Origin of the sequence: Alicyclobacillus fodiniaquatilis (genome assembly GCF_042678105.1) — a bacterium.
Classification (GTDB): domain Bacteria; phylum Bacillota; class Bacilli; order Alicyclobacillales; family Alicyclobacillaceae; genus Alicyclobacillus; species Alicyclobacillus fodiniaquatilis.
Map to the genome: position 1 here is coordinate 37,998 of NZ_JBHUCX010000102.1, position 15,502 is coordinate 53,499.

Below are 15,502 nucleotides of genomic sequence, written 5' to 3' on the forward strand. Positions count from 1 at the left end.
CTGAAAATCCATCAGTTTACATGACAAAGACACATATTCCCGATATGTTCGATTTTGATTCGATAAAAGACTTTTTCACAAGTCCCCTTGCACACGGCAAAGGTCTTGTCTAGTGTATTAGATAACGTTTGAAAGTGAGGGCTTTTGCATGTTTTCTGGATTCCTGGATGAAGATTTTGATGTCTTTGCGATTGCTGGTTTGGATGCGAGAATGGACGCTATCAAATCGCGAGTTCGGCCAAAGCTGGAGGCGCTAGGCGCGCATTTTCAGACCTATTTGTCGCTGCGTCTGGGGGAAGACGTCTACGCCCATGTGGCAAAGCATGCACGGCGCACGGTGAATCCGCCGGACGACACGTGGGTTGCGTTTAGCACGAATCAAAGGGGATATAAGCAACATCCGCACTTTCAGATTGGCCTGTGGCAAACGCACTTGTTTGTCACATTCGGATATATCTATGAAGCAACTGCCAAAGCTGCTTTTGGCGCAAAACTGTTTGCGCAGGCAGAACAGGTGCTAGCAGCATTGCCGCAAGATTTTGTGCTCATCCCAGACCATATGAGCCCAGATGTCGTTCCACTTAAAAATATGGATGTGTCAGAACTGCAACGTTATGCCAAGCGACTGCAAGAGGTCAAAAAAGCTGAACTGCTGCTTGGCGTCAAGTGGCCGCGAGATGAAGTGACTTCCTGGACTGGTGCGCAGTTTATCTCACAGGCAGAGTCGGCGATGGATGAACTAGTGATGCTGTATCGACTAGATTAAGCGATGCCAGCTTGGCCTAAGTTGCGGAAATGCCGCATATAATGTTGCATATTTTCGGCGCATGATGAGGTGAACTTTTGTTAATCCATCTATTGCATGTCAATGATGTACATAGTCGCTTGGAAAGCTACATGCGCTTAGGTCGCCAGCTTCGCCACATGCGCCAATCGCTTGCCGCGGCTGGGGATATTGTATTGACGTTCGATCTCGGTGATTTGATGGATAGGGTTCGCCCCGAAACGGAAGCGACGATGGGGCTGCTCAATGTGGACATGATGGCGGGGCTAGGGGTCGATGGATGGGTTTTTGGCAACAATGAAGGGTTGACCATTCCGGTTGCGGATTGGCCGCTCCTCGCCAAGCGGTCGCAAACGGTCGTCTTTGGGACGAATCTAAAGAGAGATGCACACGCTGATTTTTCCTTTTTCGCAGATCATCATGTGTATGAGCAACAGGGCGTCCGCATTGGCGTTTTTGGATTGACACCGCATTACGAGTTGCCCTATGACATGTTGGGCGTGAAAGTGTTAAATCCGTTCGATCGCGCTGCCACAGCGGTGGCTGCTCTGAACGCCAGGGGCTGCCAGGTCATCATTTGCTTATCCCATCTTGGTCGGCGGACGGATCATCAGCTGGCAAGTGAAGTGTCGGGGATCGACGTGATTCTTGGTTCGCATACGCATGAATTTATGACTGCTGCGGAGTGGGAAAATGGGACAGCCATTTTTCAGCCAGGTAAGTTCGCGCACGTGTTTGGACACACTGTGCTGACTTTAAACCGCGAATCCCGGGTCACAGATGTCGTGAGCCAACCTGTGCCTGTGGACCTACACGGTCAATACGATGGAGAAATGGCTTCGGTTTACGCGGCGTACTTGCCCCGCATCAATCAGGTGCTGTCGCGCAGTGTCGTCACTTTGCCGGAACGGTTGCCGGTGGTTTATGAGCGGGAATCCTTGTTTGCCAACATGATGGCGGATGTATTGTATGACGAGTTTGCCGGGGATTTCTCCGTGATGATGACGGGCGCCCTAAATGCCAGTTTGTTACCCGGCATTGCGACATTGGAGCATTTGCTGGGCGCGTGTCCGACCCCTACTCGTCCGCTGGTGCTTGGTCTGACGGGCGCTGAATTGTATACCATTTTTCAGCAGGGGGTACAAAGAGAGACCTATATGCGTCATGGGATTGGATTTGGGTTTCGTGGAGGCCGGATAGGCTACCTTGTGGTATCAGGCGCCACGATTGAACTGACTGTTGCTGATGATCAACCGCTGGTAAAACGTGTGCTTGTGCAGGGAGAACCGCTGGACATGCAACGGACATACCGTGTCATCACGTGTGAATACTTGTGGCTATCGCCTGTGTTTACGCCGTTTCGACAGTCGCGGGACGTGACTTATCAGGCGCCGTTGGTGCGTGAAGTTTTGCTCGCCCGCATGCAAGAAAAAGGACGCTTGGAGCGAGCGAGGGTACCTCGCTATATCAGTAGCTAAAATGATTCACGAAGGGACTATTTTTCTGTGCGACTCTTGACAAAAAAAGAAACGCTCACAGTGATGGAACAACTGGCGAAGCGTTACCCAGACGCGCGATGCGCGCTCAATTTTAGCACACCTTTTGAATTGCTGATTGCGACCATGCTATCTGCGCAGTGTACGGATGTTCGGGTCAATATGGTCACAGAGAAGCTGTTTCAAAAGTATCGTGGACCAGCTGCGTTTGCTGCAGTCACGCCCGATATCTTGCAAGAGGACATTCGCGAAGTTGGCCTGTTTCGCAACAAAGCGCAAAATATCGTGGCGACCAGTCAGATGCTGCTCGAACAGTTTGGCGGAGAAGTGCCGCGCACGCGTGAGGAGTTGGTTTCCCTCCCCGGCGTTGGGCGGAAGACGGCGAATGTCGTACTCTCCAACGCATTTGATATTCCTGCGCTGGCGGTGGATACACATGTTCTGCGCGTTTCAAACAGACTTGGTCTGGCGCATAGCGATACACCTGATGAAACAGAGCGTCAAGTCTGTCGGCGCATCCCCAAGACAATGTGGTCACAGGCGCACCACTATCTCATCCATCATGGACGACAGGTATGTGTAGCGCGGAAGCCAAAGTGTGAACTTTGTCCTATTACGGATGTCTGTCAATATTATCGCCAGCACGCAAACACTTGAAAGGGGTCCGTTCAATGTGGTGGAAACGCGCATTTATCATTCTGCTCTCGTTAAATATTCTCGTATTTGCAGGGGGATTAATTTTGCTGGACACGTTTCCCGCTGCGAATTCCACTCGTGCGAAGAACCTTGAGGTGCAGCAGACGCCGGCAAATGCCGCTTCCATCCAGCTGGACATCGGACAGGATGCCATCAATTCGTATATTGGTTACGCGCTGACGCAAGAAGCGGATGTGCACCAAGTATTGGACTATGCCGATATCCAGTTTACCTCTACCTGGAATTGCGAACTCGGCATCAAATTGCTGGGCAAAGTGGTTCCTTTCCATCTCGTGCTCATCCCGAAGGCCGTCAATGGCAATCTCAACCTACAGGTGAAAAGCGCGGCCATGGGTCAAGTCCCGGTGCCAGACAGCCTGTTGTTTTTAATGCTAAAGCACCTGCCCTGGCCAAATTGGATTAGCCTTGACGCGAATCAGCACACACTCGATCTCAACTTCAGCGCTCGACCTCAAAAGCCGTTTGGCGTCAAAATCCTCGGTTATTCGGCGAAGACTCAAAAAGTCAGCCTTATCGTGACCATGCAGCCAAAAGCCCTGTTGCAAGGCGCGACCACTTCTTGATCTCCTGTGCCATCGGAGATCGGCAAACCAGTCTATTTGGTATGCCGAAAATCATCAGATATCCCTATTTTAGGAATAAAGACTGCGTCCATGTCACACCTTAAAGGAGATTATAGGTCCGGGAGGGTGTAACTGGTGCGGAGTAAAGCAGGCACTTGGTTAAAGCGGCTCCTCGTGGTTGACGAGACGGTTTTGGAAAAGCAATTTACCTTAGTCGATGATGAGAGCGATACAAGTTACGACGATACAGAAGAGGCCAACCCCACGCCAGAAGAGATCGATTTTGACACGCGCGAAAATAAAGAGGAACTCCGTCGGCCAATGACCATGAAGCAATTCCTCAAGAAGGGGGAAGAGCTGTACGACGAAGCGGTTCGCAAGGCGCATGACGGTCAGGATGAAGAACTGCCTGTAGATCTTGAAGAGATGAAAGCTCGCCTCAAGCGCTTTTTCCATCTGCCAAAGAACAAGGACATCATCGTCCGCGATTTTTCCGTCGGTGTTGAAACAGAAAGACCCTGGCAGGGCATTGCCGTGTTTGTCGATGGCATGGCGGATAAAAATGTCATAAACAACGCCATTCTGCAGCCATTGATGTTACTCGCGCACATCGGGGAAGAATCGCCGAAGCGCCAACTGGATCATCTGTCAGAGACCCTGCTGCCAGGCAACCAGTCGTCCATCGTGGAAAAATGGGGCGAAGTGGTCGCCGCGGTATTGACGGGATCGACTGTGGTCATGTTGGACGGCTGTAATGGGGCCTTGGTCATTGAAACCAAGGGATGGGAGCACCGCAATGTCGGCGCGGCGCAAACCGAGAATGTCGTGCGCGGTTCACACGATGCTTTCACTGAGAGCTTTCGCGCGAACACGGGCTTGGTGCGAGCTCGCTTGCGCAGCGAGCACTTGGTCACCGAGATGTTTAGCGTTGGTAACTTGGCGCGCACAGATATTGGCCTGATGTACGTTCATGGTTTGACGAATCCGCGCTTGGTGCGCGAAGTGCGGCGGCGCATCAACGCCATTGATGTCGACGTTGTGATGGACAGCGGTGAATTTGAGCAGTTTCTCGAAGATAGGCCCTCGATGTTGATCCCGCAACTACTGGCGACAGAGCGGCCAGACCGGATTGCGGCTGCTTTGGCCGAAGGCTACGTCGCGATTTTTGTCGGCAATAATCCATATGTTTTGATCGCGCCGGTGGTGCTGTGGTCGATGGTGCACTCTCCCGAGGATTCAAATCTGAGGTTCCCAATCGGCACGTTTGTGCGGGGGATACGTTGGATCGCCGTTTTTGTTTCGTTGTTGCTGCCCGCCCTTTATGTAGCGGTGACAAATTACCACCCGGAGATGCTCCCGACAGATTTGATGCTGGCGATTGCGGGCAGTCGCGAGCAGGTGCCTTTTCCGGTTATTATCGAAATTCTGCTGATGGAATTCGCCATTGAGCTGATTCGTGAAGCGGGCATCCGCATTCCGTCGGTGATTGGCCCGACCATCGGCATTGTCGGCGCTTTAATTATTGGCCAAGCTGCCGTCCAGGCGGGCATTATCAGTCCGTTGTTGGTGATTGTGGTCTCTGCCACCGCCTTGGCCAGCTTCACGATTCCAAACTATGGTCTTAGCATGGCCATCCGCATCACGCGCTTTATTTTCTTGATTGGCGCCGGCTTTTTCGGTTTTTACGGCATTGCCATTCTATTTTGTGTTTACATCGTGCGCCTGTCGATGCAGAAATCGTTCGGCGTTCCTTTATTGGCACCGCTCGCGCCGAGTTCCCCAAGCTCCAGAGATGTGATTCTGCGGGGTCCAACCTTCGCCATGAACAAACGGCCGACCTTTTTGCAACCCCTGCGCAGTTGGCGGCAGCAGCCGATGACGAGGCCTTGGAGTGCGCACACGCAGCAGCGGGAAGGGCGTTCGTCTGCCACGAAGGGGGGGAAACAAAAATGAGAGATCAGCAGAAAGACGCGAAAGTGGGCGCGAACGAGATGTCCGCGATGTTGATTTTGTTCGTGGCGACCAACGCCTTTCTCACATATCCACGTTATGTCAGCAACTCCGCCTATGAGGCCGCGTGGATGGAGCCCATCATTTCAGGCGCCGGGACACTGGTTTTGTTTATCTTCGTGGAATGGATTTTAAGCCGCTACTTTAATGGCCTAGATATTGTGGAAGTTTGCAAGGAAGTGTTTGGACGGATTGGTGCAGCATTTTTTGCATTAATTTTCTCTGTTTATTTTTTGCTGTCGACGGCGGCTGTGGTGCGTGAGTTCACGGAAAACGTCATCAGCACGGTGCTGCCCTCCACGCCCATTTTGTTGATTGGCGCCGTCTTTATGGGGGCAGTAGGCTACATTGCGTATGCCGGTCTGGAGGGAATTTGTCGAACTTCTTATATTTTCTTACCTGTACTGTTTGTGGGGATTGTCGTCTTATGCCTTGCGACGGTCAACTGGTGGCATCCATCCCTGTTATTGCCACTCTGGGGGCGCGGAATTCCGGATGTATTCGCGGGTTCTTTCCGTTACAGTGCCATTTTCGCGAATGTGTTGCTGCTGACCATCATCTATCCGCATGTCAAAGATTCCAACCAGATGCGGAAAATTGGCTATGTGAGTATCATTGGGTCAACACTGGTGCTAGTGATTTTGATTATCACGTATCACATGGTATTTCCTGCCGCAGAGACAGGGAAATCGACATTTGCCATGTACCGTTTAGCGCGAATGATTTATATCGGCCGGTTTTTTCAACGAACGGAGAGCGTGTTCATTTTCCTTTGGGTGACGTCGGCCACAGTGAAGATGGCCGTTACAATATGGGGCGCAGCGTATCTCATGGGAAAAGCATTTGGTTGGCCGAGTTACCGTCCAGGTATTCCGGCGCTGTCCCTGCTGTCATTTTCGTTGAGTCTATGGGTGGAAAACTGGATACAAGTCATCAACCTCGATGAAAAGTATTTGCTTAGGTGGGGGTGGATCGTCGTTTTTGCGTTACCGCTACTCATTTGTGTATTAGGCATGTTCGCGGTGAAGAAGAAAGGCAAAGGTGGCAAAAACAAGAGAAGAACGGATAGGCGATCACGCCAGGCGGCACCGAAGGAGGCATAACGATGTTTAAGTTTATCTTTGCGATGATCATTCCGGTCATCATTTTCATCTACACACTTTCGTTTATGCGTTGGATGTACAGACAGAAACATACGGCCGCTGCCGCATCAGCGGCCGTCCTGGGCATTCTGGCGGTTTTTATCAGCGGCGCCGCATTGTGGCGCATGATCACTTGACTCATCAGGAGTAGAATCCTATGCGCAGGTGTTTGACCCGTATACAGCATCGTTATATGCTGGGGTGGAAAACTGGGCGCTGTCAAAGCCCTGGACAGCGCGTCGAAGAAAGGGATCATCTACTAATGGGAGAACAGAGAAAAGAGATTGTCGTTTATACAGATGGGGCGTGTTCCAAAAATCCCGGCCCTGGCGGCTGGGCGGCTGTGTTGAAATTTGGTGAACATGTGAAAGAAATCTCTGGCGGCGCGCCACAGACGACGAATCAGCGCATGGAAATTCAATCTGTCGCCGAGGCCTTGAAAATGTTGAAAGAGCCTTGTCAGGTCACAATATATTCCGATTCTGCCTATGTCGTCAACTGTTTTAAGCAAAAGTGGTATGTGAATTGGCAGAAGAATGGATGGCGCAACAGCAAGGGGGATGCCGTGCAAAATCGCGACTTGTGGGAAATGCTGTTGGAGGCGATGAAACCACATCGCGTGGAGTTTAAAAAGGTGAAAGGACATGCGGGTGTCGCCTGGAATGAACGGTGTGACGAATTGGCGCGGGCGGCGATTCCGCGATGACGCGCTGCAGCAAACAACAGATAAAGGCACTTGCCGCACAAGTTGGTCTGATGGAGGTCGGCGTGACAGACGCCAGTCCGTTTCCCGAGATGATACCTTGGCTCACGGCGTACGCGGAGCGCGGACGCACTGGTTTTGAAGCGGCGGACATCGCACAGCGGATTCAGCCGACGTCCTGGTTGGCAAGCGCCAAATCAATTGTCGTAGCGGCGCTTCCGTATTTGACCGACACCGGTCATACGACAGCCCGCACGCATCCGCGTGGACGTCAGCATGGAAATGTGTCCACTTATGTATATGGCACGGATTATCATCACGTTTTGACAGAACGGCTCAGGGATCTGGGTGAGCGGTTGACAGATTTGTACGGCCAAAACGTTGAGTACAAAGTGGCGGTGGACATGTCGCCGCTCGTGGACCGACGCGTGGCGGAGCGCGCGGGGCTGGGTTGGGTTGGGAAGAATTGCATGTTTTACAGTCATAGGTATGGCTCTTTTGTTTTTCTAGGCGCTCTTTTGGTCAATGTGGAGATTGAATCAAACAATCAACCGCCTGCATTGGGCAGTCGATGCGGGGAATGCGCCCTTTGTCTCAAAGCGTGCCCTACCGGCGCGTTGGTGGCGCCTGGTGTCATTGAGGCAACGCGTTGTCTGTCATATGTCACGCAAATGAAAGGCGTGATTCCGCGCGAATTTCGCAGCAAGATGGGGCGGCGCGTATGGGGGTGCGACGTTTGTCAGTGGGTCTGTCCGGAAAATTCCGGAGCGGAACACAGCGACATTCCAGCTTTTGAACCACTTCCGGAATTGGCTTACCCAGACTTGATTGAGTTTCTGCACTTGTCCAATCGCCAATTTTTGCGCCGCTACGGCCATACAGCCTTGGCTTGGCGCGGATTGCGCACCTTGCAGCGCAATGCGCTCATCGCCTTGGGAAATGCCGGGCATGTAGAAGCCATTGCGGAGATCATTCCATTTCTGCAGCATGCGCGCCAAGAATTGCGAGTGAGTGCGGCGTGGGCATTGGGACAGCTAGGTGGACAAGAAGCCCTCGTTGCGCTTGAGTCGGCATTGGCGCAGGAACTGGATGAAGTGGTATCTGATGAGTTGAAACAGGCAATCAAGCGCGTGATGATGCACTGAAGCGTGAATGAAACAATTGAACCTGTGGAGGCGCGGCCAGCGAGTTGGCTCAAACGCGCGTGGCGATAGCGATACGTCACTTCAAACTGTTGCGCTTAAAGCGACGAGCTCCAGTGGGATATTTCATAACGGGAATGCCCTGTTTCATCTGTTTCGGACGTAGTCCACGAACGTGATCGATGGTAATGCCAAGTTCCATGCCAAATAAAAAGAGGACGCTCACGATGTAGATCCAGAAGGTGAACAGCATTGTAAATGCGAGTGTCCCATAAATCAGTTGGTAGTTCCCTAAATGACGTGTATAAACAACAAACAGCTCTCGGACGATGTAAACGCATAGTGTCACTACAGACGCGCCTGTCAATAAAGCCGACATCGACAAGGTTACAGAGGGCAGAATCCGATAGCAGACAAAGCAGGTTAAGAACATGACAAACAAAAAGAATACTCGGGAGACCGCATGGACAATACGTATCCACCAGAATCCATCAATGTGTGCGATACTCGTGACAAATTCGGGCGAAATGGCCGACACGAGCGACGACAACAGAATCAGTGCAAGTAAAATACCCAGCATCACGAACCCAACCACGTATTGCTTCATAAAGGAGCGTCGTTTGCGCACCTCACAAATGGTGTCCAGCGTCGTTTGCAAAGACAAAAATCCGCCGATAGACGCCCACAACAATCCGGCCATCCCCATCACCCCCACCGAAGTGTGAAACCGCGTCAGACGATCAATAGTGGCGGCGACAAATGATTGCTCGCTCGGCAAGGATGGGATAAACGACTGAAGCAGATGATCGAGGAAGTACTCGACCTCCGACCCGGATATAAACAGAGAAGCGACTAAAATCAAAAGCAGTGTCAGCGGGATCGTCGAGGCAAATCCGAAATAGGCGATGATGGAGGCAAAATACGTGATATTGTGGCGAATGAAGCCTTGAATCAAGGTTTTGAAAAACAATTTCACCATCTGCATCTGCTACAAAACCTCTCCTGGTAGTCCTGTCTGCATAGTTTGTGCGAGGAGTTGAAAAATATTGCACGCACCATCGCAGATGTACCGAATGGGACATGATAGCCAGGCGCGGTTGGCGCATTAATGGAGAATTTGCTTATCACATCACTGCCTCGATTTGCTTTGATGCCCTTTCACACAGGCCAGTGTTTAAATTCACGAAGAAAAAGGGTAATGAACTCCCGTCATTTGTTCGGAAATGTCCCAAAGTTTTTTCATTGTATTTTCATTATAAACGCCATTCGCTGGCTGTTCGATTGCGGGATAACCACTGCGGTTTCCTTTCCCATCAGGACCAATATACTCTCCACCAACTAAGCCAGCTTCTGTTGCAGCGTAAATGGTCGGCAATGCGCCCATTGATGCAGGTTGAAAGAAACGGTTCGCTATTTTCACAATTGGTTGAAGGAATTTTCCGCCCATTTTAAACAGGTTTGTGGAAGAGACACCTGGATGACAAGCGATACTCAAAGTTTCGATTCCATTTGACTTTAAACGGTTATCCAGTTCTTTTGCGAACAATAAATTGGCTAGCTTACTTTGTCCATAAAACTTAAATGCTTTATATCCTTTTGAGCCATCCAAGTTCTCAAAATCAATGGAAGCGCCTCTATGGGCAAGGCTACTCACGGTCACAACACGGGAACCTTTTGTTTTTTTCAACAATGGTAAAAGTAAGCCAGTCAATGCAAAGTGACCTAGATGGTTGCTTCCGAACTGCAATTCAAACCCATCTTTTGTCTTGGAATAAGGCGGCATCATGACGCCTGCATTGTTGATTAGAATATCCAGTGAATCGAATTGAGCAGTGTACATTTCGGCGAAATGCTGGATTGTTTTTAAATCAGCTAAATCCAGAAACATCATCTGAACGGAAATGTCGGTATTGATCGCCTTTAACTCAGCAATTGCTTGATTTCCTTTTTCTTCGTTCCGAACAGCCAAGATGACTTGGGCACCTTTAGCCGCTAATGCCTTAGCCGCTTCATATCCGATCCCGCTATTGGCGCCTGTAATCACGACTTTTTTTCCGCTCACACTTTGTGCTCCCATAGAAGCACCTCCTATGTATGTATCTGATGTAAACTAAATCTAATTATCTTTCACCATACATGAAGAGGGGCGCGATTGCATTCCTTAAATGGAACAAGGGTAACACAACTGGAATCAATCACGGCTGTATTTCCAGTGTGTTACCCGTTCGGGACGTCCTACATCAAATAATTTTTAAACCTCTGCGGTTGATAGACCTTGAACCTGTTCTGTGAGTGAAGTGAGAAACTGATGTCTGCGTGCTTCTTGATTTTTGTAGGCGTACAATTCGTCAATTTGCGCATCGTCGGCAAAAAAATGGTAGCGTGTGTGCGCTAGCCGCCAGGCTCGGTAAGGAAAGTAGAGCAGGGCTGAGACCAATGCATATTCCACTTTAGGCATGGTTTTTACCGCATTGTAGTGGAGGAAGCAGGCGTACGCCACATCGCCGTTCCAGTTGGTCAGTTGCAGGCTGCGTCGCAACAGATGCGCGACATCCAGCGCGCGTGGCGCAAATGTCGACAGCTCAAAGTCAATCAAATGCACATTGTGATCCGGCGTATAAATGCAATTACCGGGTATCACATCAAGATGGCATAGGCCTGCATGGGCCCGGTCTTCGCTCAAAAACGCCACACTTTCACTTTGCTGCAACAACTGCAAGCTTTGGGCGGCATCTTCCAATAGCTGTTCCTTTAACGAAACGAACAGTGAATCAAATCTGTCTTTATCGTCTTTAGCCTCGGCCCGATGGAGCATCTTTTGTAGATCCCGATTGCGCTGTTGTGTCATCGTGAACAACTCGAATGCATCGGGCGGTGTATATTTCTCGGATGTGAAACCTCGTGTCGCTTCATGGAATTGAGCGAGTGCGTAGGCTGTTTGGGCGACATGTTCTGTGGAGGCAAAATTGACATGCTGTCCGTCTATCCATTCTGTGGCGTAATAGACCTTATCGTCATGCATCAATACAGGGCCTTTCTTCTTGGTCAGCGCAAAGCGACTAAAGCGCGTAAAACCCTGTTTCTGGGCATACTGCAGTGCGCGATGGATGAAGCGAACGTGCTGCGGCGACAGTTCAGTTTTTTTGAGCGCATATCGTTTTCTATCAGGTGTTTCAACGCGCAATATGCCTGGTAGTTGTTCGCGCCGTTCAACCGTAAATGGAAACTTGTCGAGCACCGCTTGTGGGATAGGGGTGTATGTGGTTCGCATCGGCACGCGGGTTGACGCCGTTTTGATTGGTTCTCCTGCCCTGGCTGTCGAATTGGCTTTCCCTGGATTGCGTGTTGGTGGTTCAGATCTGTGCTCACTGACCGGTATAAAGTTGTCCGTCCTGGTGCCATGGGACGAACTGGGTGCCGTTTTTTTCACAGCATGATTGGATGACGCATGAGATATAGGTGTGCTGTGCTGCGGTTCATCAGCATGATCGGCTGGCTGTTTTTGCTGACTACTGAGCTGCAAAAAATGAGGCGGTTTTGTCATTTCACCGTAAAGGTATGCAAGCCAGTCGGGCATTGGTCGTTTTAACATCATCATCACCTTACTTGCTGGGCTTATGATGTTAGCCTATGCAGGGGCGGGGGAGAATGAATGGGCGATTCTCACAAGAGATCTCCGCAAGAAAAAGCCGAGGCGTCGTCAACGCCCCGGTTAAGGATTCTTACATGCTTTCTCCGAACGTGCTCCACACTTCCAATTTGGTGCGAACGCGCTTAATGACTTCATCCGTGAATTCTGTTGTCGAAGCGCTGCCGCCCAAATCAGATGTGCGATGTCCATTGATGATGGTTTCCAACGTGCTTTCGTACATCGCCCGCGACACGGTCTGACCCTGTTTGTCGCTTTGATAGCTCAATAACGATGCACCAGCGAGAATCATGGCCATGGGATTTGCGATATTTTTGCCAAACAGGCTAGGCGCGGTGCCATGTGGCGCTTCCGCCATCACGACATTCGGATGGAAATCATCGTCCAACGCCAGCAAGATGGATTCTGATCCTGCGATGGAACCGAACATCTGCAACACTAAATCGGACAGACAGTCGCCGTCGCGATTGAGTGCGGGAATCACCAGTGGTTCGCCCGCTTTTACCAATAACAACGCATAGGTGGCGTCGATCAGCTGCGGTTCATATTGAACTTCACTGTACTGCTTGGACGCCGCGTCCAGTTCTTCTTTGAACATGCCTTCATAAATTGGGCTGACCGTAAACTTTGGACCGCCGAAAACAGTCGCATTCAATTTCTTTGCATGTTGGAAGGCGTATTTGGCGACACCTTTACAGACAGAGCGAGAAATCTTCTCTGTACGGAAGGAATACTCATCACCGTCTACCTCTTCCCGCCATTCCTTAGCGCCATAAGCATCATCGACCGCCATACGGACAACGGAAATCGGCGAGTAGACGCCAACCGGCGGCGCGATACCTGGAATGCGACGGCCTGTGCGGACAATTACCGTCCCATTGATTTCCTTTCTCAGGATGGCGTTCGGACTGCCGACGTCGCCTTTGGTTTCTGGTGTAATGGTCGCGGCTTTGAGTCCAAGCCCAGTCTCACGCATGGCTGTTGCAGCTTCGTGGACAATCTGGTTGTTCGTCTTGCGGCGATTTTCCAAGCTCAAATCAAAGCGTTCAAAATTTACGTCATAACCCGTGACTTCTGGCGACATGACGCGCAGGGCCTGTTCAAGCAATTCTTGCCCTGTCTGATCCCCTTCCATGACGACAATGGTCGGTTTAGACATTGTGTTCACCTCTAACCTGAAATTAAATCGATACCTTGGTGCCGCGCCATCCGCGATGCTTCGATTGACCAGCATTTTCATGGTGTTGCTAATGCGGGACACATCACGCATGGCGGTCTAACCTAAAAATTAAATCGGCGCTGCCGAAATGCCGATGGTCATCGGCAAAATCGTCTCCAGTGCAATGAATCAATGGGATAGCAGTTTGGTTAACCACGCAGCCGCTGTGCAAAGTGCTTCTACGTGCAGATGCATCTTCGCTTGTGTGAAGCGAGAAACTGGACCAGAGATAGACAATGCCGCAATACATTCGTTATTTCGACCAAATACTGGCGCAGCCATCGCGACTGCGCCAGCATCCCGTTCCTGAATGCTGATGGCATACCCGTCCACGCGTATTTTGTCCAATTGTACGCGTAAATCATCGCGTGCAAAGTCACTTGGAATCTGATTGCGCGCAAAAATCTCGTCAAGTACTGCATCATCGGCAAATGCGAGTAGCACTTTGCCTGAGGCACCGACGTAAAGTGGATATGTTCTGCCAATGGCAACCACGTTGCGAATGGGTTCGTTGCTTTCGACTGCCTGGATACGAATGCGTTCAAGGCCGGATCGAATATACAGGCTGATGGTCTCACCTGTCACGTCCCGCAATTTTGTCATCTCAGGCAAAGCAAGCGTGGTTAATTCGTCAGATAAGTAAACATTCCCAAGCAACTCCAGGACGCTCCAGCCTAGAACGTACTTATCCGACCCTGTTTGTCTACGCACAAACCCCTTATTCTGCAGTGATAGCAGAAGGCGATGGGCTGTACTTTTGTGCAATCCGACCTCACGAGCAATTTCACTGAGGCTCAACTCACGCGGCGATTTTGCAAAACAGAGCAGGATGTCGAGTGCTCGCTCGACGGCCCGGACGGATGTGCCTGTTGATTGGATGTCCGGCAAAATGACCTCCCCCTCTGTCTCGTCATGCAGAACGGCGCTCCAGAGCGTAGTATAGCACATTTCCTCAATGGTTTCATGGCGCGCAAAATGATAGATGCACATGTTCTGGGCATCCGCATAGGATAATGGCAAGGATTTCGTGAGGTGTTGCAGAGTGAAGTCTTGTATTGAAGCGGTTCGTGGATATTTCGACGCGCGAACAGAAAATTGGCTTGCATGCGATGCGGCTTTGTTTAAAGCGGTTGCCCAACCGAATGTGAAATGGCTCGCCAGAACGGTTCACCAGGCGAAACAAAAACAACGCGCCTATGCGGCACAAGGGAAACGCCTGTGTCGTGCGAGCACAAAGGTGAATGTGACGGAACTAAAACACAATTCAGATAAAAGATCAGTACAAATCATGGCAGTGGAGCAGATTTGTTGGGCCTACAGCGACAAGCAAGCGCCTGCCGTCGAATGTCGGTTAATTTATCATCGCCAACTTTGGCAATATGTCGATCACGCCTGGTTGCTCATGAAAGCCTGGGAGAGCAGCGACGGTCGTTCATTATCGAAGGAAGATGAAGTCGCTCGTGTGAAAGAAACGTTGCCGACGCCAAAAGGGTTTGTGCGGACAAATGGGTATGACCGTGTACGGGCGACACGCTATGCGGATGTCTGGTGGGATCAGTTCAATCCGCGTTACCCCAAGCTGAGTGATGACTGCACAAACTTTATCTCACAGTGTCTTCACGCTGGCGGCTTGCCAATGACGCACAAAGGGAATCGCCAAAAAGGTTGGTGGGTTGATGGCGCATCAGGCAACAGTGGGGCATGGAGTTACAGCTGGACCACATCAAACGCGCTTTATCAGCATCTGCGCAAGAATCATCACGCGACACTTTTGCAACGAGCAAGCGAGTTGAAGATGGGGGACTTAATTTTTTATGATTGGAGCGGATCTGGCGGTTATCATCACACCACCATGGTCACTGATTTTGACGATGCAGGGGAACCGCTTGTCAACGCGCACACAGATCCGAGCTTTCATCGGCCATATACGTACTACGATAGCCGCGCTTGGACGGAAAATACGCGCTATGCGTTTGTCCACATTCCAGATGGCTTATAATTGTCGTTCAAGCACCGCGAAAACCACCAGTTCTGTGTGCGATGTGCTACTATGAACGGTAGCAGAATCGTTGGAGGG

At 50.7% G+C, this 15,502-nt stretch carries 15 protein-coding genes; 10 read left to right on the forward strand and 5 right to left on the reverse strand.

Features of this window, described 5'->3' with window-relative positions:
* Positions 1–148 precede the first annotated feature (148 nt).
* The 9 genes from ACFSB2_RS26390 (at position 149) to queG (ending at position 8,560) form a co-directional block, all read left to right on the forward strand.
* Complete coding sequence (locus ACFSB2_RS26390; RefSeq protein WP_377946226.1) at positions 149–766, forward strand: YktB family protein; 618 nt, start codon at positions 149–151, stop codon at positions 764–766.
* A 77-nt stretch (positions 767–843) separates the two neighbouring features.
* Entirely contained in the window at positions 844–2,262 is a 1,419-nt protein-coding gene (locus ACFSB2_RS26395; RefSeq protein WP_377946227.1) for a bifunctional metallophosphatase/5'-nucleotidase, read from the forward strand.
* 27 nt (positions 2,263–2,289) lie between these two features.
* Positions 2,290–2,937, forward strand: a complete 648-nt coding sequence (nth, locus tag ACFSB2_RS26400) for an endonuclease III (RefSeq protein WP_377946229.1) — start codon at positions 2,290–2,292, stop codon at positions 2,935–2,937.
* Positions 2,938–2,951: 14 nt separating this feature from the next.
* The gene (locus ACFSB2_RS26405; protein ID WP_377946230.1) at positions 2,952–3,560 is read left to right on the forward strand and encodes a DUF2140 family protein; all 609 of its coding nucleotides are present in this window, start codon (positions 2,952–2,954) and stop codon (positions 3,558–3,560) included.
* A 135-nt stretch (positions 3,561–3,695) separates the two neighbouring features.
* Positions 3,696–5,513: a spore germination protein gene (locus ACFSB2_RS26410; protein ID WP_377946232.1), complete on the forward strand. Its 1,818-nt coding sequence runs from the start codon at positions 3,696–3,698 to the stop codon at positions 5,511–5,513.
* A complete protein-coding gene (locus ACFSB2_RS26415; protein ID WP_377946233.1) occupies positions 5,510–6,673 on the forward strand; it encodes a GerAB/ArcD/ProY family transporter in 1,164 nt (387 codons plus the stop codon). Before ACFSB2_RS26410 ends, ACFSB2_RS26415 begins: the two co-directional genes overlap by 4 nt.
* 2 nt (positions 6,674–6,675) lie before the next feature.
* Positions 6,676–6,849 (forward strand): hypothetical protein, encoded by a 174-nt coding sequence (locus tag ACFSB2_RS26420; protein ID WP_377946234.1) that lies wholly within the window; start codon positions 6,676–6,678, stop codon positions 6,847–6,849.
* A 125-nt stretch (positions 6,850–6,974) separates the two neighbouring features.
* Positions 6,975–7,418 (forward strand): ribonuclease HI, encoded by a 444-nt coding sequence (gene rnhA / locus ACFSB2_RS26425; protein ID WP_377946235.1) that lies wholly within the window; start codon positions 6,975–6,977, stop codon positions 7,416–7,418.
* Complete coding sequence (gene queG / locus ACFSB2_RS26430; protein WP_377946236.1) at positions 7,415–8,560, forward strand: tRNA epoxyqueuosine(34) reductase QueG; 1,146 nt, start codon at positions 7,415–7,417, stop codon at positions 8,558–8,560. The genes rnhA and queG overlap by 4 nt, the downstream gene beginning before the upstream one ends.
* A gap of 76 nt (positions 8,561–8,636) precedes the next feature.
* Here queG and ACFSB2_RS26435 read toward each other — a convergent pair whose 3' ends face one another.
* The 5 genes from ACFSB2_RS26435 to ACFSB2_RS26455 all read right to left on the reverse strand — a co-directional run bounded on the left by ACFSB2_RS26435 (position 8,637) and on the right by ACFSB2_RS26455 (position 14,415).
* Positions 8,637–9,542 (reverse strand): YihY/virulence factor BrkB family protein, encoded by a 906-nt coding sequence (locus tag ACFSB2_RS26435; protein ID WP_377946238.1) that lies wholly within the window; start codon positions 9,540–9,542, stop codon positions 8,637–8,639.
* 195 nt (positions 9,543–9,737) lie between these two features.
* Complete coding sequence (locus ACFSB2_RS26440; protein ID WP_377946239.1) at positions 9,738–10,634, reverse strand: oxidoreductase; 897 nt, start codon at positions 10,632–10,634, stop codon at positions 9,738–9,740.
* Positions 10,635–10,808: 174 nt separating this feature from the next.
* Entirely contained in the window at positions 10,809–12,149 is a 1,341-nt protein-coding gene (locus tag ACFSB2_RS26445; protein ID WP_377946240.1) for a CotS family spore coat protein, read from the reverse strand.
* A 130-nt stretch (positions 12,150–12,279) separates the two neighbouring features.
* Positions 12,280–13,365, reverse strand: coding sequence for an isocitrate/isopropylmalate family dehydrogenase (locus ACFSB2_RS26450; RefSeq protein ID WP_377946314.1), 1,086 nt, complete (start codon positions 13,363–13,365; stop codon positions 12,280–12,282).
* Positions 13,366–13,554: 189 nt separating this feature from the next.
* Complete coding sequence (locus ACFSB2_RS26455; protein WP_377946242.1) at positions 13,555–14,415, reverse strand: IclR family transcriptional regulator; 861 nt, start codon at positions 14,413–14,415, stop codon at positions 13,555–13,557.
* A gap of 52 nt (positions 14,416–14,467) precedes the next feature.
* On the opposite strand from ACFSB2_RS26455, the gene ACFSB2_RS26460 reads away from it, so the two are divergent.
* Positions 14,468–15,424 (forward strand): amidase domain-containing protein, encoded by a 957-nt coding sequence (locus tag ACFSB2_RS26460; protein ID WP_377946243.1) that lies wholly within the window; start codon positions 14,468–14,470, stop codon positions 15,422–15,424.
* Positions 15,425–15,502 lie beyond the last annotated feature (78 nt).

Excerpts from the sequence above, each read along its gene's own strand:
- queG (WP_377946236.1), top strand. The coding sequence starts at position 7,415 with ATGACGCGCTGCAGCAAACAACAGATAAAGGCACTTGCCGCACAAGTT.
- ACFSB2_RS26440 (WP_377946239.1), bottom strand. The coding sequence starts at position 10,634 with ATGGGAGCACAAAGTGTGAGCGGAAAAAAAGTCGTGATTACAGGCGCC.
- ACFSB2_RS26435 (WP_377946238.1), bottom strand. The coding sequence starts at position 9,542 with ATGCAGATGGTGAAATTGTTTTTCAAAACCTTGATTCAAGGCTTCATT.
- ACFSB2_RS26420 (WP_377946234.1), top strand. The coding sequence starts at position 6,676 with ATGTTTAAGTTTATCTTTGCGATGATCATTCCGGTCATCATTTTCATC.
- ACFSB2_RS26405 (WP_377946230.1), top strand. The coding sequence starts at position 2,952 with ATGTGGTGGAAACGCGCATTTATCATTCTGCTCTCGTTAAATATTCTC.
- ACFSB2_RS26390 (WP_377946226.1), top strand. The coding sequence starts at position 149 with ATGTTTTCTGGATTCCTGGATGAAGATTTTGATGTCTTTGCGATTGCT.
- ACFSB2_RS26415 (WP_377946233.1), top strand. The coding sequence starts at position 5,510 with ATGAGAGATCAGCAGAAAGACGCGAAAGTGGGCGCGAACGAGATGTCC.
- rnhA (WP_377946235.1), top strand. The coding sequence starts at position 6,975 with ATGGGAGAACAGAGAAAAGAGATTGTCGTTTATACAGATGGGGCGTGT.
- ACFSB2_RS26445 (WP_377946240.1), bottom strand. The coding sequence starts at position 12,149 with ATGTTAAAACGACCAATGCCCGACTGGCTTGCATACCTTTACGGTGAA.
- ACFSB2_RS26455 (WP_377946242.1), bottom strand. The coding sequence starts at position 14,415 with ATGTGCATCTATCATTTTGCGCGCCATGAAACCATTGAGGAAATGTGC.
- ACFSB2_RS26450 (WP_377946314.1), bottom strand. The coding sequence starts at position 13,365 with ATGTCTAAACCGACCATTGTCGTCATGGAAGGGGATCAGACAGGGCAA.